This window comes from Mycobacterium vicinigordonae, assembly GCF_013466425.1.
In the GTDB taxonomy this organism is placed as follows: Bacteria; Actinomycetota; Actinomycetes; order Mycobacteriales; family Mycobacteriaceae; genus Mycobacterium; species Mycobacterium vicinigordonae.
The window spans coordinates 6,115,765-6,141,677 of sequence record NZ_CP059165.1 but is presented as its reverse complement, the minus strand read 5'-3'; the positions used below and the strand labels follow the sequence as shown (position 1 = coordinate 6,141,677).

The window sequence follows — 25,913 nt, the reverse complement described above, 5'->3', positions numbered from 1 at the left end:
TGACCGCCTATGCCGCAAGGATGAGCCCAATGGCTAGTTGGATGCGTATACCCCCGCCGCCGACGATCAAGCGGCGATCAAGACAGCGCGATCAGCGCCAGTACGGCCAGCAATGCCAACGCGATCAGACCTGCGCGCAAGGCGGCAATGACGTAGGCATGGTTCCACGCGGGCGAACCCGAGTACGGGTTTGACGGCGTCGATCCCGGGCCGAATGAATGTGTGGCCATCTAAACGCTCTCCACCTGCATGTTCACCGCTCTGCGCATCGCTAGTGAGTTGAGTCACAATCGAATGTAGTGTTCGCGATCATAGCGCGGTGTGGGCGGCTTGAAAAATCCTCGTGATCCTTAGTCTTCTGGTAGCGGATCGACCGTCAAATAGGTTGTCGATGTGGATGTTTGGGCGCTACCGCCGGGGGGTATCCGCCTCTGATTGGCGGTTCGGCAAATTTCGCTCAGACGCTACGTAGACCTGTCGATGGTTCCGGTCGTTACCGCAATGTTATCCACAGCTTTCGCCAGATCTGGCCGATAGGCGGTGTCTCCACCCCCCTGACTGGTTGTGGATAAACCTGTGGAAATTGTGGATAGCTATTGGTAGCTGTGGCCTACGTCACGTATTCGGCCCGGCTGCGATTTTTGGGCGAGCCTAGCCGACGCACAGCGGCTGCCGGTGCCGAATGCTGCGCGTCGGTCGCGATGGGCGCGGTTACTCTGGTGCGGTGATCCAGGTGTGCTCCCAGTGCGGCACTCGATGGAACGTGCGCGAGCGGCAGCGCACATGGTGCCCTCGCTGCCGAGGGGCACTGATGGCGCCACTAGCGGACCCAGCCCCCGGCGATCCGCGGTGGCGTCCGCCAGTAGCTCCCACGCCGCGAGAGGCGCCGCGGCTACCACCCGGTTTCCGCTGGATAGCGGTGCGTCCCGGGGCCGCTCCGCCCAGGCGCCGCGGGCGCCGACCACTGGGCCCGACGCCGCGCTACAACGTGATACCCCGCTGGGGACTGGTCGACCGGGTACCGCAGGCCGTCTCGTCGTCACGGAATGCGCCCGCCAAGCCCGGTCCTGGCCCAGAACTGCTGCGAGTGCTGATGTTCGCGGCTCAGCTGGTGTTCTGCGGCGCAGCACTGGTGTACGCGGTGCGCTACGGGCTGCTGATCTACAACCGCGATTCGCTGTTGAACTCGCTGGTGGCCTTGGCCGCGGACTGGTTGGGTATCGCTGCCAGCGTGGCGGCGCTACTGGCACTGTTGGCGTGCTTTGTGGCGCTCATCGAATGGCTGATCGCGCGGCGGGCCGCGGCGTTTGACTATCACGACCTGCCGGAGCACCGCTCGACGGGCCGGCTGTGGGCCGGGTGTCTGATGCCTTTCGCCAATCTGGTGATGGCTCCCGTGTACGTAATCGAGCTCGCACTCGTCGAAGACCACTACGAGCGGGTGCGCAAGCCGATCGCTGTCTGGTGGCTTGCCTGGATTGTCAGCTATCTGATCTCGCTGTTCGCCATTGCCACCTGCCTGTCCTCCGACGCCCAGGGCATCGCCAACAACACCGTCATGGTGGTGCTCGGGTACCTGGTCGCTGCGCTCACCGTGGGTGCCGTAGCACGAGTCTTCGAAGGATTCGAACGAAAGCCGGTGCAACGGCCCGCCCACCGTTGGCTCGTGGTCGAGCCGGATCGACAAAGTAGACCCGCACCGGTCACAACGGTTGAGTCGGAGGGACAGGACCCGGCAGCATAGGCGTATGACGCGGGCGGATGAGGTCCTCGCCGGGCACCCTTTTGTGGTCGCCCACCGCGGCGCGTCGTCAGCCCGGCCGGAACACACGCTGGCGGCGTACGACGTGGCACTCAAGCAGGGTGCCGACGGCGTGGAATGCGACGTACGCCTGACCCGCGACGGCCACCTTGTCTGCGTGCACGATCGACGTCTGGACCGAACTTCAACGGGCGAGGGTCTGGTTAGCACCGCGACGCTGGCTGAGATGCACGAGCTGGAGTACGGTTCCTGGCACGCCAGCTGGCGGGCCGACGGGACCCACGGCGATACCAGCCTGTTGACCCTGGACGCCCTAGTGGCACTGGTCCTCGATTGGAACCGGCCGGTGAAGATCTTCATCGAGACCAAGCACCCGGTGCGCTATGGCTCGCTGGTTGAAAGCAAGCTGCTGGCGCTGCTGCACCGGTTCGGCATCGCCGCACCGCCCTCCGCGGACCGGTCGCGCGCGGTGGTGATGTCGTTTTCTGCGGCCGCCGTGTGGCGGATCCGGCGGGCGGCGCCGATGCTGCCAACCGTGCTGCTGGGCAAGACTGGACGGTACCTGACCAGCAGCGCGGCCACCGCGGTCGGCGCCACCGCGGTAGGACCCTCGCTGGCGGCGCTGCGCGACTATCCGCAGCTGGTAGACCGCTCCGCGGCGCAGGGCCGGTCGGTGTACTGCTGGACCGTTGACGAGTACGACGACGTGGACTTCTGCCGCGAGGTTGGGGTGGCGTGGATCGCCACGAACCATCCCGGTCGCACCAAGGCGTGGTTGGAGAACGGCCGCGCCGGCTGACCCGCTACAGGCCGCCGCCCGCGGCGGGCGGCGCGCTCGGCCCTGCCGACGCCGTGGGTACCTCCCGGGCAACGAAATTCTCCAGCTCGAACAGATTGGATCCGGCCCGGTCGGCGACGCGCAGCAGGGTGGACATCAGCGCGACCTCTTCGATCTGTTCCTTGAGGAACCACTGCATGAACTGCTCGCCGAGGTAGTCGCCCTCGTCGCGGGCTACCGCGGTCAATCGGGTGACCTGGTCGGTGACCGCACGCTCCTGGTCCAGCGCTAAGGCCAACGCTTCGCGCGGTCGGTCGAACTGGTTGCGCACCGCGTCCACCCCGGGGATCTCCACCCGCAGCTCGCGGTCAAGCAGGTGCTGTACGAGCATCATCGCGTGGTTGCGTTCCTCGACCGCTTGCGCGTAAAAGTGCTTGGCCAGTTGCGGCAAATCCTCACCATCGAAATAAACGGCAATCGCAATATATTGCTGCGCGGCAGTAAATTCGTTGAAAATTTGCTCTTGCATTAACGCGTGAAACTTTGTCTTCGCCCCGTCGTAATCCGTCATGAGCGCAGGTTATCCCAGCTCAACAAGCACCGGCAACAAAGGTTTCACTTAGTCAGGAAAGGTTTCCCTAACGGCAGCGACATTCCTGCCGCACGATAATTACGTTCTCGTCAGGTCAGCGTTACCTAAGTAATTCAAACTCGAAAGGCGCAATTCGTCGGCCATTGCGCCGTCACGGCTGTTCGTCCAGCGCCGCGGCCGGAACCGGCGCGTCGGTGGCGATCGCCTCGAACAACGCGCGAGCCGAGTCGTGATTCCACACCACCACTGAGCCGGCGCCGTTGTCGGTGAACTCGCCGATCGGCACCGTCAGGGCCGTGGTGTGCCCGTGTAGTGCCAGGCCGAGTTGGCCCAGGTCCCAGGCACGGACTCCGCGGTCCACGGTGAGGGCAGCGACGGCCGCCTGCGGCACCGAATACCAGCGCCACGGGTTCAACCACACCGTCGGGCTGGTGGCCCTGCTCAGCAGCGCCGCCATGAACTGCCGTTGGTGGATCATCCGGTCCAGATCGGCCCGCGGCGTGGCCCGCGTCCGGACATAACCCAGCGCCCGCCGACCGTCCACTTTTTGGCAACCGGCCGGCAGATCCAGCCCCGCCAGCGGATCGCGGATCGGCTCGGCGGGGCACACGGTGACACCCCCCAGGGCGTCGACCAGGACAGCGAACCCGCCGAATCCGACCTCCGCGTAGTGGTCGAGGCGCACCCCCGTCGCTTGCTCGACGGTCTGGGCCAGCAGTGGCGCGCCGCCAAGGGAGAATGCGGCGTTGATCTTGTCGCGGCCATAGCCGGGGATCGGTACGTAGGAGTCTCGCGGTATCGAAACCAGGGTGGTCGGGGTTGCCGATCCCAATCCGGGGATGTGGATCAGCAGGATGGTGTCGGTGCGGCTAGAGCCGACGTCGCCGCCGGTGGCGAGGTCTTCCTGCTGTGCGGCGGTCAAGTCCTCGCGGCTGTCGGACCCGACGAGTAGCCAAGTGGTGCCGCGGCCCGGCGCTGGCCGGTCCGGATAGTCCACCAACACCGACGCGCGGCGCAGGGCGGAGTCGACCCAGAGCGTGAGACCTAGGACGCCGGCCGCGGCCAGCAGCGCGACGATCAGCAGGCTCAGCGCCACGATGCGCAACCAGCGGCGCCTGCCAGTGCTACGCCGTGACCGGGGGGCGGCCGGCCGGGGTGGGGGCGCAACGCGGTGCGGTGGGGGAGTGCGAAGGGGTGGCGGTTCGGATCGCCGGGTGGTCCCGGCGGGCGGCCGGGTCGGGCGGCGAAGCAGCGGCGACGGTTCCGGGCCAGGCCGACGAGGTGGACCAGCGTCCGGCCGCCCTCCGAGTGACCGATCGCCGTTCACCCGGTCAACTTACGCGGTCGATCCGCGCTCGGGTAGCCGGTGACGTGGGTTTACGGGCGTGCGCGCAGCCCGTTGACGAAGGGGCAGCCCATCAGTACCCGGATGGCCTGGCTCAGGCCGTTCATGTCGTCGACCGGCTTGTGGAACGGCAGCCGGATGTCACGGTCCCCGTCGTTCGCCTCGACACGGAAGCGCACCCCGTAACGGTCCAGGCCCAGCGGACGCACATGTCCGCGGCGCAACGGTGCGGGCAGCCGGGCAACCAGCCGCGCCACCACGTCGTTGTGAGAGGTGGCGAGGTGCCACAGCAGCGTCGACTCGATTTCGCAGAACGGGTCGGGTCGCGCCGCGAGCAGGTCTCCGACGCTGACGGGCTCTGCGCCAGTCGCGTCGGTGACCACGACGGAGTCGATCTCCAGACGCAGCAGCGTGTACCGCATCTCATCGTCGTCGGCGGGGCTGGACTTGGGGGTGTCGACCTGCAACAACACCGGGTTCGGGTTCTCGGTGGCGATCAGGTCGAGCACCTTGGCCACCGCCCCCGGCGGGACTCGGTGCAATCGGCCGCGGACCCAGACCAGGGAGCGGACCGGCTCGCGCACCGGCAACGGCGCATAGTCCGTCAGCTCCAGCAGCGCTTGCGATCCGCAGTCGGCGTCGCAGCCCGGGGAGCCGGTGGGGACCGCCACGGCGAAGGTGCCGTCATAAAGCAGGTGGTGTACAGCGGTGGCGACCGGATCCGCGTTCTCGACCGCCAACAGGGCGCCGCCGGCCCGCGCGCAGGCGCTGCGGATACGCTCGGCTGTGGTCGGCGTCGGATGTGTGACCGGTAACACGCTTACCTCCTGCTTTTTAGGTAAGCCTAACGTAACTTAGGCTAAGCTAGGTCGCAAGGGGCGACGGTGGGTGGTGGGGCGCCGTTAGGGTTGGGCGTGTGACCCGCATCGCATACCTCGGTCCGGAGGGGACCTTCACTGAGGCCGCGCTGCTTCAAATCGTGGACGCTGGACTGGTCCCCGAGTGCGGCCCCGTTGACCGCATCCCGGTAGAGAGCACGCCTGCGGCCCTGGACGCGGTGCGAAATGCCGCCGCGGATTACGCGTGCGCACCGATCGAGAACTCGATCGACGGATCGCTGGCACCAACCCTGGACAGTCTGGCCATCGGCTCGCCACTACAGATATTCGCCGAGACGACGCTGGAGGTGGCCTTCACCATCGTCGCGCAACCCGGGCGGAGCGCCGCCGACATCCACAGCGTGGCCGCCTTCCCGGTGGCCGCAGCGCAGGTGCGGCAATGGCTCGCCGCACACCTGCCCGCCGTCGAACTGTGCCCGGCATACTCCAACGCCGACGCCGCCCGGCAGGTTGTAGAGGGCCGCGTCGACGCTGCGGTGACGTCGCCGTTGGCGGCCACCCACTACGCACTGCCAGCCCTGGCCGAAGGCGTGGTGGACGAGTCCGGCGCACGCACCCGGTTCGTGCTGATCGGCTCGCCCGGTCCGGCGCCGGCTCGCACCGGGGCCGACCGCACGTCGGTGGTCCTGCGGATCGAGAACGCACCCGGCGCCCTGCTGCTGGTGCTCACCGAATTCGGAATCCGCGGTATCGACCTGACCCGCATCGAATCAAGACCCACCCGGACCGGGCTGGGCACCTACATGTTTTTCGTCGACTGTGTGGGACACATCGACGACGACGCCGTCGCCGAGGCACTCAAGGCGCTGCACCGTCGTTGTGTCGACGTGCGCTATTTGGGTTCCTGGCCCACCGGCCAGCCCGCGGGGGCGTTGCCGCCGGTGTCGGCGGAAGCGTCGGGCTGGCTGGCGCGGTTGCGGGACGGACAGGGGGAGGTGCCGCAATGAGCGGACGGTTGGTATTGCTGCGACACGGGCAATCGTTCGGCAACGTCGAGCGCCGGTTGGACACCGTGCCGCCCGGGGCTGCGCTGACGCCACTGGGCCGCGACCAGGCGCGGGCCTTCGCGCAGCGCAGGTCGGGCCCGCGGCGCCGACCCGCCATCCTGGCGCATTCGGTGGCCACCCGGGCGTCGGAGACTGCGGCAGTGATCGGTGCGGAACTCGACGTGGCGGCACAGCAACTCTCCGGCATCCACGAGGTGCAGGTCGGCGAGTTGGAGAACCGCAACGACGACGATGCAGTCGCCGAATTCAACGCCATCTACAAGCGCTGGCATCTCGGAGATCTGCGCGTGCCGTTACCCGGCGGCGAGACCGCTCAAGAGGTGTTGGACCGCTACGTGCCGGTGCTCACCGATCTGCGGATGCGCTACCTGGACGACGACGCCTGGCAAGGCGACATCGTGGTGGTCAGTCATGGCGCAGCGATCCGGCTCGCGTCGGCCGTGCTGGCCGGCGTGGACGGCAGTTTCGTGCTGGACAACCCGCTGAACAACGCCGAATCGGTGGTGCTGGCCCCGATCACCGACGGGCGGTGGAGCTGCCTGCAGTGGGGTGCTCTCACCCCGCCCTTCTACCCGGAACCAACCGTCACACCGGTGCAGGACGCCGTCGCGTCAAGCACCGACCCGATGGGCTGATCCCCCTTCGTCTTCGTCCAAACTCGCCGACCTGGCGCAGTCGCACCCGACCGCATCGCAGTCGATGACGAACGCGTGGGTGAATAGCTCCGGAACCGTGCAGTCCGACTCGGTGCATTCGGGCCTGCTCATAGAGTGAAGAATCAAGGTGCCGTGGCAGTGCTCTAAGCCGGCCCGGCAGTCGCGGCAGCCTGTGCTCATACGCCGTTCATAACACCGGATGCCGACAAATCCGAGCTGCCCCGCCGGTTCCGGGCCGTAAATGATCAGCCCCAGCCCAGTTCGTCGAGCCGGTCGTCGTCGATGCCGAAATGGTGGGCGATTTCATGGATCACCGTGATCGCCACCTGCTCCACGACCTCCTCCTCGGATTCGCATACGTCCAGCAACGCCTCGCGGTAGATGGTGATCGCATCCGGCAAGGCTCCGGCGTAGTCGGAATCGCGCTCGGTCAACGCCACCCCTTCGTACAGGCCGAGCAACCCGTCGTCGTCGGGGTGGCGATCGTCGACCAACACCACGACGTTGTCCATGGCAGCTGTCAGCTCGGCGGGAATCTGATCGAGTGCGTCGGAGACCAGCTCGTCGAACCGCTGTGGGTTCATCCGCACGCCCACGCCGCTAGGCCGGGGGTTCGCCAGGCGGGGGACCTTCGGGTGCCGGGGCAGGCGGCGGGCCGCCACCGTCAGCAGGCGGCGCCGGAGCGGGTTGCGCCGGGGCGGGCGGGACTTCCGACGCCGGCGAGGAGGGCGCGCGCGTCGGTGTCACCACCGGCTGCTGGTTGGGCAGGTGCTGGTTGCCCGGCGGCGTGGTCGGGGCCTGCTGTTGGGTTGGCGCTGAGGGTTGTTGTGTCGGCAGCTGAGCCGGAATCTGCGGCAGGCTGAGCCGCTCCTGGGGAATGTCGGGCGGGGGCACCGGCTGCTGGCCGTTGATCAACAACGGACCCTTCGCGCTGTTCACCAGCGTGGCCCAGCCGCCGTTGCCCAACGTCGCGCCGATGCTGCACGCGACCTCGCGGTTGCCCGCCGACCAGCTGGGCAGCGACACGGTCGGGTAGATCAGAGTCAGAGTGGTGGTGCGTAACTTGGTCGGCGCCAGGTAAGCGTCGGTCATCTTGGTGCAGGAATCTTTGATGAACCCGTCTTGATCTGCCTCGGCAGGGAACCCGTTGGGGAACCTCTCGGCCAGGTTGACGGTGCCGGTGACCTCCATCGCGTGCGGTGCCCCGCAGTCGACCGGGACGTCCACCGGCTGGTTGGTGGCCGGGTCAATGCCCAGGCAGGTGCCGTCGGGCCAGACCTTGGATTGGTCGATGTCGGCGACCTTGCCCTTGAAGGCGACCTGTTGGTTGTTCGGGCCTGGCAGCTGCAGACCGCACAGCATCCGGCGCTCGCCGCCCTGGTGCCAGGCATGGTCACCCGACCACAGCATGCTGACGGTGAATTTGCTGTTGGGGTCGAACTTGGTGCCCAGGTAACGACGGACGGCGGGCTCGCACTGTTCGGTGTTGATCTGCTGGATACGGGCCGGCGACGGGGGAGCGGCACTGGGTCCGTACTCCGAACCCGGAAAGGTCCGCAGGTCTACCGCTTCGGCGACCTCGAACCTATGGTCGTCGGCGCAGCTGACGATAGTGGCGGACTCCGGTGTGCCGTCCGGCCAGTTCAGGCAGTCGCCGCTGTTGGCGCGGCTGAATGCGGTGTTCGTCTTGGAGCCGGTATTGGGCAGCGGGTCGTTGTTGATGTAGCCAGCCAGCCGATCCGGTCCAGTGCCGAAGTTCGGTAACGCGGTGAGCAGGCCGGCGATCAGCAGTGCGCCCAGGGCAGTCAGCAACAGTGCCCGCCTAGTTGCGGAGGCCTGCAGCGGAGTAGGCCAGCGGAAACCTCCGGAGACTGGGGCAGCGTCGTCCGTTTCGTCATCCGACTCGTCGGCGAGCGTTCCGGAATCGTCAATCAGCGTCGCTTCGTCGGTGGTCGCTGACGACTCGTCGACCTCGCCATCGGCGGGGTTCTCGGGTTTCGGATCTTTCTCCGGCGCGTCCAACATTGGTTCCCATTCTGACAGCACCCACCCAGGGGTGTTACCAATGTTGCAGATGTGAGACAAGGGACGGAGCCCTGGCTGGCTGCCGCGACCCCTGAAACCACGCAAAAGTAATCTTGCGGCCGTGATCGACCTAAAGCTGCTCCGGGAAGACCCCGACGCCGTACGACGTTCCCAACTCAGCCGCGGCGAAGACCCGGCGGCGGTGGAAGCGTTGTTGGAGGCCGATGCCGCACGCCGTGCCGCAATCTCGGCGGCGGATGCGCTGCGCGCCGAGCAGAAGGCCGCTAGCAAATCCGTCGGGAAGGCCTCGCCGGAGGAACGCCCCGCGCTGCTGCAGCGCGCCAAAGACCTCGCCGAGCAGGTGAAGGCCGCCGAGACCGACCAGGCGGCTGCTGAAGCGGCATTCACGACTGCGCACATGGCCGTTCCCAACGTCATCATCGACGGGGTACCGGCCGGTGGCGAAGCCGACTTCGCGGTTCTCGAAGTGGTGGGCGACGTGCCGCAGCTGGCGGACCCGAAGGACCATCTGGAGCTCGGCGAATCGCTGGGCCTCATCGACATGCAGCGCGGCGCCAAAGTCTCCGGCTCGCGGTTCTATTTCCTGACCGGCCGTGGTGCGCTGCTGCAGCTGGGACTCCTGCAACTGGCGCTGCGGGTCGCGGTGGACAACGGCTTCATCCCGATGATCCCGCCGGTACTGGTGCGGCCCGAGGTGATGAGCGGTACCGGATTCCTGGGCGCCCATGCCGACGAGGTGTACCGGCTCGAGGCCGATGACCTGTACCTGGTCGGCACGTCGGAGGTACCGCTGGCCGGGTACCACTCCGGGGAGATTCTGGACCTGTCCGACGGGCCGCTGCGGTACGCGGGCTGGTCGTCGTGCTTCCGGCGCGAGGCCGGCAGCTACGGCAAGGACACCCGTGGCATCATCCGCGTGCACCAGTTCGACAAGGTCGAGGGTTTCGTCTACTGCCGGCCCGAGGAGGCCGAGGCCGAACATCAGCTGTTGCTGGGCTGGCAGCGCGAGATGCTCGCACTGATCGAGGTGCCCTACCGGGTGATCGATGTGGCCGCCGGTGACTTGGGCTCATCGGCCGCCCGCAAGTTCGACTGCGAGGCCTGGGTGCCCACCCAGCAGACCTACCGTGAGCTGACGTCGACGTCGAATTGCACCACGTTCCAGGCCCGCCGGCTGGCCACCCGATACCGGGACGCCAACGGAAAACCGCAGGTCGCGGCCACCCTCAATGGGACGCTGGCCACCACCCGGTGGTTGGTCGCGGTGCTGGAGAACCACCAGCAGCCCGACGGCAGTGTGCGGGTGCCGGCCGCCCTGGCGCCGTTCGTTGGTGCCGAGGTGCTCGAGCCCGTGAGCCCTGTCTGAGCCGCTTCTGGATGGTTTCCGACGCGTTGCTAGCCGCGAAATTTGACCCCTAGCTGCGGATATGCAGCTGAATTATGATTTGCGCAGCGCAGGGGGAGGTGACCAGGATGGGCTGGTTTGCTGTGTGGTGGCGTCAGCCTGATCACTACGACCAGCTCGGATCCCTGCTGCAGGCCCGCGGAATGGCAGGTCGTACCCGCGCCGCAATAGCGGTTATCGGCCTGGCGTTGGCCGCCGTGATCCTTGCGACCAGCTTCAGCACAACGGGACCGCGCGGGATGTTCCAGCAGGCATGTGCGCTGGGTGCGGTCGGCGGAGCGACGGTCGGTGCGCTGCTGTGGGTATCGCGGTGGCCGACGCACCGCCAAGCGGTGTGCTTCACGCTGCTGTCGAATGCCAGCATCGCGCTGGCCGCGTTGGCCCAGAGCAATCCCCTTGCGGGGATGTTGGCCTGCACCACCTTCGCGACGATGGCAGGCTATATCGCGCTGTTCCACGCCGCTCCGCTGATGGTGTACAACTTCCTGGTCGCGGCATCGATAGGCGTCGTGGAGGCGTGGCGCCAGATGGGTGTGTACGGCTTTGTCTCGGCGGCATGCGCATTTTCGGTGGTGATCACGCTCAACCTGGGAGTGCCCTTCGGTATCCAGGCCGTAGCGCATGTCCTGGGGATCGACGCGATGCGGGCCGAACATGACCAGCTCACTGGTCTGCTGAATCGCCGCGCCTTCCATCTGCGCGCCAAGCGCCAGCTGGAGCGGCAGAATCCGGGTTGTCTGGTGATCACTGTGATCGACCTGGATCGCTTCAAACAACTCAATGACCGCTTCGGGCACAGCACCGGCGACGACGCGCTGGTGGCGGTGGCGCAGGCACTGCGGGAGCACACCGACGATTCCGCGGTGATCGGCCGGGTGGGCGGTGAGGAGTTCGTGATCGCTGATGTCTGGCATCCGGCCGAGGTATACGCGCGTGCGCAGCGGCTCTGCGACGCCATCGCCGCGTTGCCTTTCAACATCACCGGGAGCATCGGGACGGCTGCCGCCGAGGTCGGCCGCCGCGTGCCGGCCGCACTGGACACGCCAGCCCGCCTAAACGAATTGATCTGCGCCGCCGATGCTGCGATGTATGTAGCCAAACGCCGTGGCGGCAACCAGACCTGTCACCACGGCGACCACCTGATGGACCGCCGCAGCGACGGGGTGAGCGCCTCAGGGCCGAGCGCCTAAGGATCGAGCGCCGAAACGCCTAGGCGGCCAGCTTCGGCGCCGCAACGCCCGCCGCGCGTTCGTGCCGATGCTGTCGCTCGATGGTGGCGAAGTAGAACGCGAAGGCGAACGCGAAGCTGGTGAACAGGCTGCTGACGAAGAACAGCCACGGCCGCTTGAACCCGCGGCGGTAGCCGTCGGTGATCGAAAACAGCGGTAGCAGAATGACATTGGCGATCGTGTAATCCTGGCCGGCGGAGCCCGCAGCGGGATTGACGAACATCAACTGGATGTACTGCGTCCAGCTGCCGGGCCCCCAGATGGGGTTGTGCGTCCCACTGATCCCCTGCGGGGCGTACCCCTGCACGAAGCGGATGTTGAAGTACCACCCCAGCGCGATCGAGGCGACGCCCACGACGTAGTAGACGATTTCCAAAGGCGAGAACAAGGGTCCGTCCGCGGGTTTGGCGTAGACCGCCGGGTTCGATCTGACGATCCAGAAAATCACGGCGATACCGAGGACGGCGTGAGTGAGCAGCGAGACCATTGCCGAAGTCTCACCCCGGCGCCGAAGTTTTGTCAATATTGTCATAACAACTTCCTGGGGTACGTTGTCTGCCATGGTCAGGCCTGCGCAGACGGTGCGAAGCGAACGCACCCGGGACGCGCTGTGCCAGGCCGCGCTGGCCCGGTTCCTTGCCCAGGGTGTCGAGGAGACCTCGGCCGAGCAGATCGCCGCCGACGCAGGGGTGTCCCTGCGCACCTTCTACCGTCACTTCCGGTCCAAGCACGATCTGCTGTTCGCCGACTACACCGGTCTCAACTGGTTTCGTGCGGCGCTGGACGCGCGGCCCGCCGACGAACCGATCATCGATTCGGTGCAGACTGCGATCTTCGCCTTTCCCTACGACGTTGAGGCGGTGACGAAGGTCGCTGCGCTGCGCGGTGGCGAACTGGACCCTAGTCGCATCGTGCGGCACATCCAGGATGTGCAGACCGACTTCGCCGAGGCGATTGCCGCACAGCTGCAACGCCGCAGCGCGGCCAACCAGACGCCGGACGCCAAGGTGCGCACCGCGGTGATCGCGCGCAGCATCGCGGCCGCGGTGTTCGGCGCGATGGAGGTGTGGATGCTCGGTGCGGACCGGTCGCTGGGTGAACTGGCCCGGGTGTGCCAGCTGGCACTCGAGTCGCTGCGGGCCGGCCTCGCTGGGACTTGGCGCACCGCAGTTTCGTCATAATTGACAAAACTTCCGCTACGTGCGAGCCTCCCTATCGGGAGGTCGGCATGCCTGAATCTGAGTACGACGCGATCGTCATCGGCGCCGGACACAACGGCCTCACCGCCGCGGTGCTGCTGCAGCAAGCCGGACTACGGACGGTATGTCTGGACGGCAAGCTCTATGCAGGTGGCATGGCATCCACCGTGGAGCTGTTCGACGGCTACCGGTTCGAGATCGCCGGGTCGGTCCAGTTCCCCACCTCGCTGGAGGTGATCAGCGAACTGGGTCTGGACACGCTGCCGACCGTGGACCTGGAGGTGATGTCGGTTGCCCTACGCGGTGTCGGCGACGACCCGTTGGTCCAGTACTCCGACCCGATGAAGATGTTCACACACCTCAACGAGGTGCACGGGGCCGACGCGGTCGCCGGCATGGGGGGCCTGCTGATGTGGGCGCAGGCGCCGACCCGGGCGCTGGGCCGCTTCGAGGCCGGCACCCTGCCCAAGACCTTCGACCAGATGTATGCCTGTGCCACAAACGAATTCGAACGTTCTGCGATCGATGACATGCTGTTCGGTTCGGTCACCGAGGTGCTCGACCGCTACTTCCCGGACCGGGAGAAGCACGGCGCCATCCGAGGCTCGATGACGATGCTGGCCGTCAACACCCTCTACCGTGGACCGTCCACGCCGGGCAGCGCCGCCGCGCTGGCCTTCGGACTCGGCATCCCCGAGGGCGATTTCGTGCAGATGAAGAAACTGCGCGGCGGAATCGGTGCGCTCACCGCGCATTTGGCCCAGGTGCTGCAAAGCAACGGCGGGGAAGTTCGGTTGCGTTCCAAGGTGGCCGAGATCCTCGTCGCCGACAACCAGGTAGGCGGAGTGCGTCTCGAATCGGGCGAGGTGCTGCGCGCTCCGACCGTCGTCTCCGCCGTGGCACCCGACGTCACTGTCAACGACCTGATCGATTCCTCCGTCATGCCCGCCGACATCCGGGACCGCTACGCACGTATCGACCACCGCGGCAGCTACCTGCAGATGCACTTCGCGCTGCAGGAGGCACCGGAGTTCGCAGCACCGTATGAGGCGCTGAACGACCCGACCTTGCAGGCGTCGATCGGCATCTTCTGCACACCCGAGGAGGTGCAGCAACAGTGGGAGGACTGCCGCCGCGGCGTTGTCCCCGCCGATCCGACGCTGGTGCTGCAGATCCCGTCGGTACACGATCCTGACCTGGCGCCAGCGGGCAAGCACGCGGCGTCGGCGTTCGCGCTGTGGTTCCCGGTCGAAGGCAACATGGACGAAGAGGGGCGCTACGGCGCGGCCAAGGTCGAGATGGGCCAACGGGTGATCGACAAGATCAACCGCCTTGCGCCGAATTTCGAGCGCAGCATCATCCGGCACACCACGTTCACGCCCAAGCACATGGGGGTGATGTTCGGGGCGCCCGGTGGCGACTACTGCCACGGGCTGCTGCACTCCGACCAAGTCGGGCAGAACCGGCCGGGCCCCAGAGGCTTTATCGGCCAACCGATTCCGATTCAGGGGTTATATTTGGGCAGCGCCGGCTGCCACGGCGGCCCGGGAATCACCTTCACGCCCGGTTACAACGCCGGCCGCGCGGCGCTGGAAGACCGCTAGTCAGCCGCGGGCACCCAGCAATTCGTCCAGACAAGCGAGGAACTCCTCCGGCCGCGCCGGAGTGAACGCTGGCCGCGAACCCGGTATGTCAAGGGTGATCAGCGTCGACTTCAGCGGACGGTACAGGTCCAGCGGCAGCCAGCGGCGCAGATCCGGACTGCCCCAAATGTTGAACCGGCAGGTAAGAATGCCGAGGTCTTCGGCCTTGTACGAACGGATCTGGTCCAAACCGATCACCTTCGCCGTACCGGAAGGAAAATGGTAGCGGCGCAACGTGAGCGCCGCGCGGTCCAACTGGACCGCGCCGTCGTCGTAGCACAGATCGGCCACCGTGCTCATGCGCGGCAGCTCCTCAGCTCGTGCCCCCGCGTGGTCAGGCAGCGACCGTCGTCCAGGCGCCACTGCCAACCATGCAGATTGCACGTCAGCGTATTACCTTCGATCACACCAAATTTGGACAAATCCGCTTTCAAGTGCGGACAACGACGCGCAATCTCCCACCCGTCCAAGATGATCGAGGCCGAGTCATCATGCGATTCGGCGAACCAGCCGTCGGCGTAGGCAATTCGCTCGTCGGTCAAGCACTTGAAGAAGGTATACAGGTATTCGTTGTAGCCACCGACGCGCCAAGCCCGAAACCTAGTGGACAAGAAGATGGTGTTGACCCAGTCCGGCTCTTTGTCGCGCAGCACCGTGCGCACCAACTCCGGTTCGATCGCGAAGCCGTAACGGAACTTCTCGTCGGGAACACCTTCCCGCACAGCACGTTTCGGGAAATCCAAGATCACGGTCTCGGGGCCGATGACCAACTCCACCGGGTAGCCGATGCCATCGCAGATCTCGTCGCTCTGCAGCATGATCGGCTCGAACAGTGCGCGCAACGGCTCCAGCAGCGGCTCGCCGGTTGCGGGGGCCCAGGTGGCCTTCTCGGCGGCCAGCACCGGCGCCATCCGCTCGGCGAACGCCTCGATGTAGGCCGCTTTGCCGGTGGTGAAGATGGCTTCTACCTGGTCGGTGGGCAACGGGTGGCGCAGCGAATTCAGCGTTGAGCCGGCGAAATCGGCCACCGACCCCGGGATCATTAACAGACCACCGTCGTGGCCGTGGCTGCGCATCTGATCCAGGAACACCAACTGGTCGGGGAAGATGTTGGCCGGATCCCCATGGTCGTCGTTGAGGTGCCGCAGCTCGGCGTCCAGGAAGCACGGCGGACCAGCCGACGGCACCACCCAGGTCGCACCCACCTGGGCGATGTACTGGCGGGCGCGATCCATCTGCCGCTGCCGCTTCTGAATACCGAACGCCTCCTTGGCGCGAACCGGCATGTCGTAGACCATCGGGTACCAGATCGCGCCCGAATACTGCAGCAGATGCACATCGATCGCGCCGAAGTCGGCGGCCAGCACATCCAGGTCGACCGGGCGTGCGTCGTTCATGTTGAACAGGGTGGTCGCGCCATCGGAGACCACCAGCGCGGAGTCTCCGATCGGGCCGTCGGCGGGCGCGCGCAGGGCGATGACCATGACGTCAAGGTCGCCCTTGGGTCCCGACACCCGGTGCTGGACTGAGTCGGTGGTCTCGAAGAACCGGTGAAACCCCAGCTTCTCGAACTCGTTGCGCAGGTCGGGCACCGGAAAATCGGGCAGCAGGACCAGCGCATCTTTGTTGACGTGCTCGGCCAGCAGCTTGGCGTCGAAGTGGTCCTTATGCAGGTGTGAGACGTACAGGTAATCGCAGGCGCCCAGCGCGTCCCAGTCCAGCTCGCGGTTGTCCGGAAACGGCACCCACGAGGCGAAGTAGGCCGGGTTGACCCACGGGTCGCACAGAATGCTGCCCGCATGGGTCTGGATCAGAAAGCCAGCATGACCGACGCTTGTGACCTGCACAAATACCTTCCGTTCACCCATCCGGGTGCCTGCAATCCCAGTCCAGAGCTTAGCTTGAGTCAGAGGTCGGGGTCCTGCCAGAGCCGCCGGTAGAAGGCGATGCGTACCGGGTCGGGGTCGATGCCGTAGGCGGAGAAGAACTCCGAGTCCCAGTCGCGGCCCGGGAAGTTCCACCCCAACGAAAGCGTTGCCACCGCCAGATCGGCCCACCGGTCGGCCAAGCCGAGTGCGCCCAGGTCCACGTGCCCGCAATAGCGGCCGACGTCGTCGATCAAGGTGTTGGGAGCGCACGCGTCGCCGTGGCAGACCACCAGCCGATCCACCTGGGGTGGCTCCGGCAGGTTCGCCCGGTGCATCGGAGACAGCTCGGCCATCCTGGTCGGCACCGACCAATCGAACGGGCACGACGACACCGGCAGACTGTCATGCATTGTGCGCAAGCCCACAGCGATGGCCCGCACCGCGACCTCCGGTGCCGACCTAAAGCGCGGGTGAACCGCGGACACACCGGGCAACCCGCGGGTATGCAGCCATGCGCGGCCCTGCTCGTCGGTACCGAAGTCCAACACCCGCGGCACCGGAATGTACCGCCCCGCCCAGCGCAATCGGCGCGCTTCGCCGGCGAAGTCGTGGCCGCCACCAACCTTGACGAACTCGGTGAGCGACTCGGCGGACGAGCCGACCCGGAAGGTGACGCCGCCTAGCTCGTTGCGCCATATCGCACGCACGGGACGCCCTGCCGCCAGGCGGTCGACTACCGCCGGCACCTCGGGGGGCGACTCGGGGTACACCAGCGTTTCACCTCGCCTTTCTTTGCCACTTGGGCCACACGACGGGCTGGAGCACTAGGCTGAACTGCTGTGGAACCCGCATACGGCACTGCCATCACGCTCGCCCGGATGATCTTTCGCCTGCAGGGTCTCAAGATCTCCGTCAGCGGTGTGGAGAACCTCCCGACCAGTGGCGGCGCCGTGGTCGCAATTAACCACACCGGCTACCTGGACTTCATGCTGGCCGGTCTGCCCGCCTACCGCCAGGGCCTCGGCCGCAAAGTGCGGTTCATGGCCAAGCAGGAGGTTTTCGACCACAAGATCACTGGGCCGTTGATGCGTTCCTTCCGGCACATTCCGGTGGACCGAGACAGCGGCGCCGCTTCCTATAGCGCCGCCGTAGCGAACCTCAAAGCCGGTGAGCTGGTCGGCGTCTACCCGGAAGCGACGATCAGCCGCAGCTTCGAGATCAAGGAGTTCAAGTCCGGGGCGGGCCGGATGGCCATCGACGCGGGGGTTCCGATCGTCCCGCACATCGTCTGGGGCGCACAGCGGATCTGGACGAAGGATCACCCCAAGAAGATCTACCGCCCCAAGGTGCCCGTTCAGATCATCGTCGGCGAACCGATCGCCCCGACCCTGCCCGTCGACGAACTGAACGGCCTGCTGCGTTCCCGGATGCAGCATTTGCTGGTACGCGCGCAAGAGCAGTACGGGCCGCACCCGGCCGGCGAGTTCTGGGTGCCCCGCCGGCTGGGCGGCGGAGCGCCGTCGCTGGCCGAGGCAGCTCAGCTGGATGCCGAGGAGGCGGCGGCCAAAGCCGCCCGGCGTGCGGAAAAGGCCCACCCAGGGGGTGCCACGGAGCAGTGAGTGTCAGACATCGCACCAGCTCTAGGTGTGAAGGAGAATCGTGAAATGGCTGAGCCGGTATTTCGCATGCTGGAATATCTTGTTCCGTCGGTCGTGGCGCTGAACGGCAACAAGATCACTTATCAGGGTTTGGAGAACATTCCCGAGCGCGGCGGAGCGATCATCGCGCTCAACCACACGAGCTACGTGGACTGGATCCCGGCGTCGCTGGCCGCCAAGGAACGCAAGCGTCGGCTGCGGTTCATGATCAAAGCCGAGATGGCAGACGTGAAAGCGGTCAACTACGTCATCAAGCACATCCAGCTGATTCCAGTGGACCGCACCATGGGCGCCGAGGCGTACGCGGTGGCCGTGCAGCGGCTGCGCGAGGGTGAACTCGTCGGAGTGCACCCGGAGGCAACCATCAGCCGCAGCTTCGAGTTGCGGGAGTTCAAGACCGGCGCGGCCCGAATGGCGATCGAGGCGAACGTGCCGATCATCCCGATGATCGTCTGGGGCGCGCACCGGATCTGGCCCAAAGACCACCCGAAGAAGCTGTTCCGCAGCAAGGTGCCGATCACCGCCGCAATCGGACGGCCGCTGTGGCCGCAGGGCACCGCCGAAGAATTCAACGCTATCCTTCGGCAGGCGATGGAAGCGATGCTGCACTGGGTGCAGGAGCAGTATCCGCATCCCGAGGGCGAGTACTGGGTGCCGCGACGGCTGGGTGGCAGCGCGCCGACCCCGGACGAGTCCAAGGAATTCCGGATCGCCGAGTTGGCTGAGCGAGCGCAGAAACTCGGGTACGACGGCGTCACCTCTAAAAACCCGAAGAAGGCGGGCCACGCTGACGACTCCCGCCAGCCGTAGGCCTGCGCTCATCGGGTGCGACGTCGACGGCACCCTGTTCAACGAGGACGAGACCCTCACCCCGCGAACCCGGGCGGCGGTGCTGGCTGCTGTCGCCGACGGCGCTCAATTCGTGTTGGCCACCGGCCGCCCCCCGCGCTGGGTCAGGCCGGTCGTCGAGGCCCTGGGATTTGCGCCGATGGCCGTTTGCGCCAACGGCGCCGTCGTCTACGACCCCGAACACGACCGGGTGGTCTCTGCGCGCACCCTGTCCGTTGAGACCCTGGCGGTGCTGGCCGACATCACCCGCCGCGTCATACCCGGCGCGGGATTGGCGGTCGAGCGGATCGGGGAACGCGCACACGACTCGGCGACCCCGCAGTTCGTCAGCTCGCCGGGATATGAACACGCCTGGCTCAATCCCGACAACACCGAGGTGTCCTTCGACGATTTGCTCAGTGCGCCGGCGATCAAGCTGCTGATCCGCAAGGCGGGGGTGTCCAGCGCCGATATGGCGGCTGCGATGGCCGGGCAGATCGGCGCCGAGGGCGATCTGACGTACTCCACTAACAACGGTTTGCTCGAAATCGTGCCGCGCGGCATCAGCAAGGCCACCGGTCTGCGCGAGGTCGCCCGACCGCTGGGCATCGAGATCGGCGACGCGATCACGTTCGGCGACATGCCCAACGACATCCCGATGTTGCTGGAAGCGGGTTTGGGCGTGGCGATGGGCAACGCGCACCCCGAGGCGCGGGCCGCTGCCGACGAGGTGACGGCCCCCAACAGCGACGACGGCGTGGCACGGGTCCTTGAGCGATGGTGGTCTTGACATTGTTGCTCCCGAGATGTGGGAGACTGCCCGCGTGTTCGCGTATCGCCCGGGTTGCGACCGGAGTGGACCGGAGGGCGGGTAGTTGGGGTCAGATCTAGGTCCGCCTGAGGGTGCTGATGACGGTGGGTCCACGCCACGTGGGCCCCGCAGGGGTTCGTTCGGGGCAAACCGGCCCGACAAGAACCGGCCCGACAAGGACTTGCCCGACAAGGATTTTCCCGACAAGGTCGGGCCGGGCAATCTCGGACCCGGTAAGGCCGACACACCGCCGCCGCCCGTTGGGGGGGCCGACGCGGAAGCGACGGGGTCGAACCAGACTGACTGGCCGACAGCGGACGAGCCTGCCACGCCCCGCGGCAGCGTGCAGTTCCAGGACGCGGCCACCACCAAGCCGCGTCCGCCCACCCCGGCTGAGTTGCGCGCCCGGCAGAAGCACGAGGATCAACAGCGCGAGGCCGAAGAGGAGCGGCTGGCCGCCGAGGCCAAACGCCAGCGGCAGAAGCGCATCCTGATGGGCTCCGCCGCCGCCGTCGGGGTCGTCGGCCTGGTCGCGGGCGTGGGGTATTGGTTGCTCTCACCGCAGCATGTCACCGCCCAGTGCGTGCAGGACGACGCGAGCGGTCAACCGGTGATCGTCCCCGACAGCTACTGCACGGGGCACACGCCGGGCATGAACGGATTTTTCTTCTGGGGCGGCCACCAGTACCGCTACTACTACGGCAGTTCGGGGTCGGTCGGTCAGCGGCCCATCGGCGGGTCGACCTCCATCCCCAAAGGTGCGACCGTCACCACCAAATCGGGCACCACGATTCAGCGCGGCGGCCTCGGTGGCAGTGGTGGCAAGGGTGGGAGCGGCGGCTCGTGAAACGCGGCAGGACACCGCCGCGGCCGAACTGGCCGGCGATCGTCGAATCGCAGGGACTGGTTTACGGCACGCCGGCGCGCGACGCGAGCGGCGGCGACCGCCCGTACTGGGACGAGTCGGTCTACTACGAGTTCGAGATGGACGAAATCCTGGCGCTGGAAGCCGACGTCGAATTACTGCACTCGATGTGCCTGAACGCCGTCGAACAGATCGTCCTGATGGAGAGATACGCCGATTTCGGTCTGCCGGAATGGAGTTGGCCGCACATCGCCGAATCTTGGCGGCGCTCCGACCCACATGTGTACGGCCGCTTCGACTTACGCTACGACGGAAAGAAGCCGGCGGCCCTGCTCGAATACAACGCCGATACCCCGACCACGCTGCTGGAAGCCGCCATCGTGCAGTGGTATTGGCTCAAGGACAAGTTCCCCGGCGACGACCAATGGAACTCGTTGCACGAGCAGCTGGTTGATCGCTGGAAAGCCGTCCGGAATCTGTTGCCCAGCAATGAATTGCACTTCGCATGGTCTGGCGTGGAAACCACCGGTGAGGATCAGATCACCACAACCTACATGCAGGAGACCGCGGCGGAAGCCGGCTTCCAAACCGTCGGGCTGCTGATCGAAGACGTCGGATGGGATTCCGCACTGGAGCGGTTCGTGGACCTCGAGGAGGACCCGATCCAGGCGATCTTCAAGCTACACCCGTGGGAGTGGGTGCTCGATGACCAGTTCGGTAAGAACGTGGTTTCCACTCTGCCGCAGACGATGTGGATCGAGCCACTCTGGAAGACGCTGCTGTCGAACAAGGCGATCCTGGCAGTGCTGTGGGAGATGTATCCAGGACACCCGAACCTGCTCCCGGCCTACCTCGACGACCCGCACGAACTCACCGAGTACGTGCGAAAGCCCAAGCTGGGCCGGGAGGGCGCCAATGTCACCGTCGTCGGAGCCGGGATGGAAACCGCTACCGGCGGCTTCTACGGCGAAGAGGGGTTCGTCTACCAGCTGCTGGATCCGCTGCCGGAATTCGACGGCATGCGTCCCGCCCTCGGGGCGTGGGTGGTCGGGGATACCGCGGCGGGACTTGGCATCCGGGAGACCGCCGGACTCATCACCGACGACGGCGCGGCGTTCGTCCCGCATCGGATCCCACTCAAGTAACCGCAACAAGAAAGTTGGTCTTCGATGACGACATCCACTGTCGCAGCCAATTCCGGCTATTGGGACGCCGGCTACATGGCTGTGCTCGGTCGAGGCGCGGGTGCCATCGTCCTGTACGCGATCGTCGGGTTGGTGCTGATGCTGATCGGCTTCTACGCCATCGACCTGACCACGCCGGGCCCGTTGCGCAAGATGGTCGAAGCCGGCAAGCCGAACGCCATCATCGTTGCGGCCGCCGGGATGGTCAGCATGGCGCTGATTGTGGTGCTGGCGATCTATTCCTCGTCGGGAAAACTGTTGGAAGGCTTAGCTGGTTCGGCGATCTTCGGGTTGGTGGGGATCGTGGCTCAGGTGCTGATGATGCGGATTGCGACGTTCGCTCTAGGCGTCGACCTGGACCGGCTGTTCTACGGTGACGAGTTCAGCTACGACGCGCTCATGGTGGCCGCGGCGCAGTTTTCGCTCGGCATCGTGGTGGCGGTCGCCATACTCTGAATTGGCGAGATCGCGAAGGTAACCGCGCGGCGAAACGGCTCTCAGCTGCGCAACGACTTCGGCGGGACAGTGCCCGCAACCAGCGACGCGGCGTCAATGGTGCGCGGCCGATAGGCCAGCGACTGAAGCCTGGCCGACATCAGCCCCGCCGCGTCGGCGACGCGTTCTGACAACCCGCACAGAAATGCCCACTCATGCTCGTCACTACCGAAATACACGACCGTGTCGAAGGTTTCGCCGAAGCGACGCCAGGATGATCGCAACGTCTCGTTGCGCCACAACGTCGGGCAGCCAGCCTGGGCGACGACTACCTGGCCGACGCTTCGGCAGCGCTGCAGGAAGCCGGCGTCGTACAGGCGGTTGTGCTGCGCGGGTTCGGTGCGTTCGTCGGGCAGGTCGACCACCACGATGTCGTACGACGCGGTGACTTGGTCCACAAAATCCCACCCATCGGTGTAGTGGACCTTGACCGGGCCGAGCCCTTGCTCTGCCGCGTGCAATTCGTCGGTCGTGTAGCCGTAGGGCAGGTGCTGCGCGCATAGCCGCACCGCGTCGTGGTCGATGTCCACATGGTCGACGTGGGTAGCGCCGGCGGCCACCGCAATTTGGCTCACTACGCCCTCGCCGGAGCCAATGACGAGCACGCGCTCGATCTTGTCGGCCAACAAGAGCGCGGGTACCAGCAGCGCCTCGTGGTAGACCAGCTGGCTGAACTCGGTGCTTTGGCGCTCGTCGTCGCTGAATAAACTCACGCCCTGCTCGGTGCGACCGATCACCAGATGCTGAAAATTGGTGTGAACCTCACAGATTACCTCCGAGAGAAGCCAAATCCGGGAAATTCCCGGAGCTAGCGGCTCCACGACCCTTCCAGCCGCGGGAACGACGGGAGGAGTGAAAAGCGTTGGCAATGGGGCAAATCCATTGAAGTCGACGGAAGCATAGCTGGCGGTGTAGGCACCAGCATCCTCGATCCTGATGCGATCGCCGGCACGCAGCGTGACCGGAAGTGGATAGCTCTGGTACAGCACGTCGTCGCCATCGCAGGTCGGTCCGGCGATCACGGCATCCGCCAACGCATCCGCGTCGCGCGGGGTGCGCAGTCGATATCTGATGTACTCGTTCTCGGTTTCGGCCAGGCCGCCGTAACGCCCGATGTCGAGGTAGACCCACCGACGGCCGTCCGTGCCGGCGCGCACCCCCACGACTTCGCAGTCGATAGTGCCTGCTGAGCCCACGATTGCGCGGCCCGGCTCAAGTACGAGTTGCGGTGTATCCGTGCCGTAGTAGCCCCTCAGCGCAGCCGCCAGGGTGTCGGCGATGGCCTCAAGTGACGGGGCGGTCCCGGCGTACCGGAGGGGTAGTCCACCACCCGCGTTAACCACGGTGAGTCCATCGACGGTGTCGAATACCTCAGCGGCACAGCGGATACCGAGTTCCCACGCGGAAACGTCAAGCTGCTGGGAACCCACGTGAAAGGAAACACCGTACGGAGTGAGGCCGATCGACCGTGCGCGGACCAACAGGCCAGCAGCATCGGCGGGTACGCAGCCGAACTTGTGCCCGAACGGCGTCACCGAAGACGGAAATGGCGGAGCGATACGGCATTCCACCCGCGAGCCGGGCGCGTTGAGGGCGATCACGTCCAAGTCTTCCGGGGTGTCGAAGCTGAATAGCCGCACTCCATGCGAGTGCGCCGCAGCCACCGCGGCGGCTTTCTTGATCGTGTTACCGAACGCTAGGCGCCCGCCGTCGATGCCGGACCCAATACACGCTTCGGCCTCACCGATCGACGCGACGTCGAAGTCCGCGCCGCGCTCCGCGAGCAGGCGCAGTATGGGTGCGGCCGGATTCGCCTTGACGGCGTAGCGAATCCGCGCATCGGGCAGCGCCAGCTGCAGCGCCAGGAAATTGGCCCGCACCCGATCCAGATCGATCGTGAGGTAAGGGGTGCCCGCCACCCGATCAGACTAGTTGGGCGGGTGCGCGGGCATGGAGAAGTGTTCGGGCGGCACGTTCGGCCCGCTCGGTGGCTGCGTCGCCAGCGGCGTGGCGATCCCGTCCAGTACCTGGGTGATGTTTCCGGTCAGCCGCTCAAAGTTCAGCGTCCCATGCTGGAAGTTCTGGGTGATCTGCAGCGGTTCCTGGATCTCGGCACTGGTCGGCAGTCCGAGCGGCCCGTGTTCGTAGCTCTGCGATGCCCACGCCTCGTAGAGGGCGCCCGTGACCGGTTGCGCACCGGTGGCGGCGGACCAGTACATCGCACCCTTGGCGAAGGTGGCGAACCGCGATGCGCCGGCGCCGTCGGCTTCCGGTGAGGTGGGCGCGCCCAACGGGCTGCTCATACCGCCGATCTCCTGCCAGTGTCGGTAGATGGCACCGCCTTCCAGCGCCTTGATCAGTTCCTCCGGCGGATCATTGAAATGTGCTGCAATGTCCCGGATTTCGTCCATGAGCGCGTACGCTGCGTTGCCGGGGCAGTCGGTGTTGCCGACGTCGCGGTGGGTGAAGATGGCGGGCAGCTTCGCTATCGCGCCGGCGGGGTAGACGGTGTAAGAGCTACCCGCGGATTCCAGGTCCACCGTGCTCTTGGGGTCGACGTCGGCCATGCCTAGGCGCCACCCCAGCAGGCGCCCCACCGTGCGCAGTTGGATAGGGGTGGGTGGCACGTCGTCGAAGTTGCCGATCATCGCCACACCCCAGGTCTCGCGGTTGAACCCGCCGGTATGGAATGCCTCGACCGGCTTGGTAAGGCCGCCTGCGCTGCCCTCGAACACCTGTCCGTACTTGTCGACCAGCGCGTTGTACGCGATGTCGCACCAGCCCAGGGTCTTGCTGTGATACGTGTAGATCGCCTTGACGATCCCGGCCGATTCCAGCGGGGAGTAGTCGTTGCTGCCCGCGGTGTGGTGTACCACCCCGGCGCGGACGGCGCGGTCGTACTGCGGGGTGCCGCAGCGCAGCGATTCGTCGGCGCCCCATTCCGATCGGCTGATGATGGGTGGGGCCTGTCCCGGCATGGTGACACCGGCCGGCGGATTCCAGTGCGTCTCGGCGGGTGCTCGGGGTGGGGAGATGAGGATCGCGTTGAGATTCTGGCCGATCGGCTGTTCCTTGGAGACGGGCCGATATCCGAGATCAGCCGGCGCCGGCAGCGCTTGGGTTACCGGGGCATCCATCGGCCGCGTGACGGCGATCTGCACCGATGTCGTCGTTCCGACGAACACCGGTTCGGTGCTGCGCGGGTCAGTGCGAGTGCCCGCGCCGACCGTGCCGACCGGGTCGGGCGCCGAAGTTTGATATTCCGTCTGATACCAGGGACCCCAGGATCCGTCGGACCGTCTGGCGCGCACCCGGGCAGATGTGCCTGCCAAGTCGCCGGTGAGCGCTACCAGGGAAAACGGTGTGGCTTGGGAGAGTTCACGGACGGTCACTCCGCCACCAAGGCCGACTAGAGGCTGCTCGGCGAGTTCGGTCTCCCCTGCCGAAGGCACCGGCTGGGTGGCAGACCCGGGACGGACCAGCAGCCACGACACGATCACCACCGTCGCAACAAAGGCGGTCAGCAGCATCGGCGGAACGCGACTGCGGGACACGAGCTGATGTTACGTGTGTGTCCAATGATTCTGGTGTGACGACACGTGAACTGTTTCAGAAACCTGTCGACGACACCGCAGAGGTTGGC

General features: G+C 66.1%; 26 protein-coding genes. 14 read left to right on the top strand and 12 right to left on the bottom strand.

Annotated features, from left to right (window positions below; translation table 11 throughout):
- Positions 1-77: 77 nt before the first annotated feature.
- Entirely contained in the window at positions 78-230 is a 153-nt protein-coding gene (locus H0P51_RS27625) for a hypothetical protein (protein ID WP_180915938.1), read from the bottom strand.
- A gap of 494 nt (positions 231-724) precedes the next feature.
- Between H0P51_RS27625 and H0P51_RS27620 the strand changes: the two genes are divergently transcribed.
- On the top strand, positions 725-1,744 hold the full coding sequence (locus H0P51_RS27620) for a DUF4328 domain-containing protein (protein WP_180915937.1): 1,020 nt from the start codon (positions 725-727) through the stop codon (positions 1,742-1,744).
- A 4-nt stretch (positions 1,745-1,748) separates the two neighbouring features.
- Entirely contained in the window at positions 1,749-2,561 is an 813-nt protein-coding gene (locus H0P51_RS27615; protein WP_180915936.1) for a glycerophosphodiester phosphodiesterase, read from the top strand.
- 4 nt (positions 2,562-2,565) lie between these two features.
- Here H0P51_RS27615 and H0P51_RS27610 read toward each other — a convergent pair whose 3' ends face one another.
- From H0P51_RS27610 to H0P51_RS27600, 3 genes are all read right to left on the bottom strand, one after another.
- On the bottom strand, positions 2,566-3,111 hold the full coding sequence (locus H0P51_RS27610; protein WP_180915935.1) for a ferritin: 546 nt from the start codon (positions 3,109-3,111) through the stop codon (positions 2,566-2,568).
- Positions 3,112-3,283: 172 nt separating this feature from the next.
- On the bottom strand, positions 3,284-4,459 hold the full coding sequence (locus H0P51_RS27605; RefSeq protein ID WP_180915934.1) for an LCP family protein: 1,176 nt from the start codon (positions 4,457-4,459) through the stop codon (positions 3,284-3,286).
- Between the two features lie 50 nt (positions 4,460-4,509).
- Positions 4,510-5,295, bottom strand: coding sequence for a DUF2470 domain-containing protein (locus H0P51_RS27600; RefSeq protein ID WP_180915933.1), 786 nt, complete (start codon positions 5,293-5,295; stop codon positions 4,510-4,512).
- A gap of 98 nt (positions 5,296-5,393) precedes the next feature.
- Between H0P51_RS27600 and pheA the strand changes: the two genes are divergently transcribed.
- Together pheA and H0P51_RS27590 are read left to right on the top strand one after the other, a co-directional pair.
- Positions 5,394-6,323 (top strand): prephenate dehydratase, encoded by a 930-nt coding sequence (gene pheA / locus H0P51_RS27595; protein WP_180915932.1) that lies wholly within the window; start codon positions 5,394-5,396, stop codon positions 6,321-6,323.
- Positions 6,320-7,018 (top strand): histidine phosphatase family protein, encoded by a 699-nt coding sequence (locus H0P51_RS27590; RefSeq protein WP_180915931.1) that lies wholly within the window; start codon positions 6,320-6,322, stop codon positions 7,016-7,018. The genes pheA and H0P51_RS27590 overlap by 4 nt, the downstream gene beginning before the upstream one ends.
- Before the next feature lie 266 nt (positions 7,019-7,284).
- Here the strand turns inward: H0P51_RS27590 and H0P51_RS27585 are convergent, their stop codons facing one another.
- Together H0P51_RS27585 and H0P51_RS27580 are read right to left on the bottom strand one after the other, a co-directional pair.
- Positions 7,285-7,635, bottom strand: a complete 351-nt coding sequence (locus H0P51_RS27585; protein WP_180915930.1) for a metallopeptidase family protein — start codon at positions 7,633-7,635, stop codon at positions 7,285-7,287.
- A 4-nt stretch (positions 7,636-7,639) separates the two neighbouring features.
- Positions 7,640-9,064 carry a septum formation family protein gene (locus H0P51_RS27580; RefSeq protein ID WP_180915929.1) on the bottom strand — a complete coding sequence of 475 codons (1,425 nt, stop codon included), beginning with the start codon at positions 9,062-9,064 and terminating at the stop codon, positions 7,640-7,642.
- A 121-nt stretch (positions 9,065-9,185) separates the two neighbouring features.
- Between H0P51_RS27580 and serS the strand changes: the two genes are divergently transcribed.
- Both serS and H0P51_RS27570 read left to right on the top strand, forming a co-directional pair.
- Positions 9,186-10,451: a serine--tRNA ligase gene (serS, locus tag H0P51_RS27575; protein ID WP_180915928.1), complete on the top strand. Its 1,266-nt coding sequence runs from the start codon at positions 9,186-9,188 to the stop codon at positions 10,449-10,451.
- A gap of 107 nt (positions 10,452-10,558) precedes the next feature.
- Positions 10,559-11,680 carry a GGDEF domain-containing protein gene (locus tag H0P51_RS27570; protein ID WP_180915927.1) on the top strand — a complete coding sequence of 374 codons (1,122 nt, stop codon included), beginning with the start codon at positions 10,559-10,561 and terminating at the stop codon, positions 11,678-11,680.
- A 19-nt stretch (positions 11,681-11,699) separates the two neighbouring features.
- Here H0P51_RS27570 and H0P51_RS27565 read toward each other — a convergent pair whose 3' ends face one another.
- The gene (locus H0P51_RS27565; protein ID WP_180919272.1) at positions 11,700-12,206 is read right to left on the bottom strand and encodes a DUF2834 domain-containing protein; all 507 of its coding nucleotides are present in this window, start codon (positions 12,204-12,206) and stop codon (positions 11,700-11,702) included.
- A 73-nt stretch (positions 12,207-12,279) separates the two neighbouring features.
- Here H0P51_RS27565 and H0P51_RS27560 point away from each other — a divergent pair, with 73 nt between their 5' ends.
- Both H0P51_RS27560 and H0P51_RS27555 read left to right on the top strand, forming a co-directional pair.
- The gene (locus H0P51_RS27560) at positions 12,280-12,900 is read left to right on the top strand and encodes a TetR/AcrR family transcriptional regulator (RefSeq protein WP_180915926.1); all 621 of its coding nucleotides are present in this window, start codon (positions 12,280-12,282) and stop codon (positions 12,898-12,900) included.
- A gap of 47 nt (positions 12,901-12,947) precedes the next feature.
- Positions 12,948-14,522: a phytoene desaturase family protein gene (locus tag H0P51_RS27555; protein WP_180915925.1), complete on the top strand. Its 1,575-nt coding sequence runs from the start codon at positions 12,948-12,950 to the stop codon at positions 14,520-14,522.
- Here H0P51_RS27555 and H0P51_RS27550 read toward each other — a convergent pair whose 3' ends face one another.
- Genes H0P51_RS27550 through H0P51_RS27540 form a run of 3 tightly spaced genes read right to left on the bottom strand, consistent with a single transcriptional unit; the run spans position 14,523 to position 17,202 of the window.
- Positions 14,523-14,861: a hypothetical protein gene (locus tag H0P51_RS27550; RefSeq protein ID WP_180915924.1), complete on the bottom strand. Its 339-nt coding sequence runs from the start codon at positions 14,859-14,861 to the stop codon at positions 14,523-14,525.
- Entirely contained in the window at positions 14,858-16,408 is a 1,551-nt protein-coding gene (locus H0P51_RS27545; RefSeq protein ID WP_180919271.1) for an MBL fold metallo-hydrolase, read from the bottom strand. Before H0P51_RS27545 ends, H0P51_RS27550 begins: the two co-directional genes overlap by 4 nt.
- A 59-nt stretch (positions 16,409-16,467) precedes the next feature.
- Entirely contained in the window at positions 16,468-17,202 is a 735-nt protein-coding gene (locus H0P51_RS27540) for a phosphotransferase (RefSeq protein WP_180919270.1), read from the bottom strand.
- A 66-nt stretch (positions 17,203-17,268) separates the two neighbouring features.
- Here H0P51_RS27540 and H0P51_RS27535 point away from each other — a divergent pair, with 66 nt between their 5' ends.
- The 6 genes from H0P51_RS27535 (at position 17,269) to H0P51_RS27510 (ending at position 22,231) form a co-directional block, all read left to right on the top strand.
- A complete protein-coding gene (locus tag H0P51_RS27535) occupies positions 17,269-18,048 on the top strand; it encodes a lysophospholipid acyltransferase family protein (protein WP_180915923.1) in 780 nt (259 codons plus the stop codon).
- Between the two features lie 45 nt (positions 18,049-18,093).
- Positions 18,094-18,897, top strand: coding sequence for a lysophospholipid acyltransferase family protein (locus tag H0P51_RS27530; protein WP_180915922.1), 804 nt, complete (start codon positions 18,094-18,096; stop codon positions 18,895-18,897).
- On the top strand, positions 18,875-19,705 hold the full coding sequence (locus tag H0P51_RS27525) for an HAD family hydrolase (protein ID WP_180919269.1): 831 nt from the start codon (positions 18,875-18,877) through the stop codon (positions 19,703-19,705). The genes H0P51_RS27530 and H0P51_RS27525 overlap by 23 nt, the downstream gene beginning before the upstream one ends.
- 85 nt (positions 19,706-19,790) lie before the next feature.
- On the top strand, positions 19,791-20,573 hold the full coding sequence (locus H0P51_RS28775) for a hypothetical protein (RefSeq protein WP_246398255.1): 783 nt from the start codon (positions 19,791-19,793) through the stop codon (positions 20,571-20,573).
- Positions 20,570-21,736, top strand: a complete 1,167-nt coding sequence (locus H0P51_RS27515) for a glutathionylspermidine synthase family protein (protein ID WP_180915921.1) — start codon at positions 20,570-20,572, stop codon at positions 21,734-21,736. The genes H0P51_RS28775 and H0P51_RS27515 overlap by 4 nt, the downstream gene beginning before the upstream one ends.
- A 24-nt stretch (positions 21,737-21,760) precedes the next feature.
- A complete protein-coding gene (locus tag H0P51_RS27510; RefSeq protein ID WP_180915920.1) occupies positions 21,761-22,231 on the top strand; it encodes a DUF350 domain-containing protein in 471 nt (156 codons plus the stop codon).
- 41 nt (positions 22,232-22,272) lie between these two features.
- On the opposite strand, the gene H0P51_RS29055 is transcribed toward H0P51_RS27510, so the two are convergent.
- Together H0P51_RS29055 and H0P51_RS27495 are read right to left on the bottom strand one after the other, a co-directional pair.
- Positions 22,273-24,189 (bottom strand): spermine/spermidine synthase domain-containing protein, encoded by a 1,917-nt coding sequence (locus H0P51_RS29055; RefSeq protein WP_281373837.1) that lies wholly within the window; start codon positions 24,187-24,189, stop codon positions 22,273-22,275.
- 9 nt (positions 24,190-24,198) lie between these two features.
- Entirely contained in the window at positions 24,199-25,824 is a 1,626-nt protein-coding gene (locus H0P51_RS27495; protein WP_425488938.1) for an N-acetylmuramoyl-L-alanine amidase, read from the bottom strand.
- Between the last annotated feature and the right edge of the window lie 89 nt (positions 25,825-25,913).

What these genes read in the sequence shown, in the direction of transcription:
- H0P51_RS27610 (WP_180915935.1), bottom strand. Translation starts at nt 3,111, where the DNA reads ATGACGGATTACGACGGGGCGAAGACAAAGTTTCACGCGTTAATGCAA.
- H0P51_RS27570 (WP_180915927.1), top strand. Translation starts at nt 10,559, where the DNA reads ATGGGCTGGTTTGCTGTGTGGTGGCGTCAGCCTGATCACTACGACCAG.
- H0P51_RS27560 (WP_180915926.1), top strand. Translation starts at nt 12,280, where the DNA reads ATGGTCAGGCCTGCGCAGACGGTGCGAAGCGAACGCACCCGGGACGCG.
- H0P51_RS27510 (WP_180915920.1), top strand. Translation starts at nt 21,761, where the DNA reads ATGACGACATCCACTGTCGCAGCCAATTCCGGCTATTGGGACGCCGGC.
- H0P51_RS27580 (WP_180915929.1), bottom strand. Translation starts at nt 9,064, where the DNA reads ATGTTGGACGCGCCGGAGAAAGATCCGAAACCCGAGAACCCCGCCGAT.
- H0P51_RS27615 (WP_180915936.1), top strand. Translation starts at nt 1,749, where the DNA reads ATGACGCGGGCGGATGAGGTCCTCGCCGGGCACCCTTTTGTGGTCGCC.
- H0P51_RS27530 (WP_180915922.1), top strand. Translation starts at nt 18,094, where the DNA reads ATGGCTGAGCCGGTATTTCGCATGCTGGAATATCTTGTTCCGTCGGTC.
- H0P51_RS27590 (WP_180915931.1), top strand. Translation starts at nt 6,320, where the DNA reads ATGAGCGGACGGTTGGTATTGCTGCGACACGGGCAATCGTTCGGCAAC.
- H0P51_RS27565 (WP_180919272.1), bottom strand. Translation starts at nt 12,206, where the DNA reads ATGGTCTCGCTGCTCACTCACGCCGTCCTCGGTATCGCCGTGATTTTC.
- H0P51_RS27550 (WP_180915924.1), bottom strand. Translation starts at nt 14,861, where the DNA reads ATGAGCACGGTGGCCGATCTGTGCTACGACGACGGCGCGGTCCAGTTG.
- H0P51_RS27555 (WP_180915925.1), top strand. Translation starts at nt 12,948, where the DNA reads ATGCCTGAATCTGAGTACGACGCGATCGTCATCGGCGCCGGACACAAC.
- H0P51_RS27625 (WP_180915938.1), bottom strand. Translation starts at nt 230, where the DNA reads ATGGCCACACATTCATTCGGCCCGGGATCGACGCCGTCAAACCCGTAC.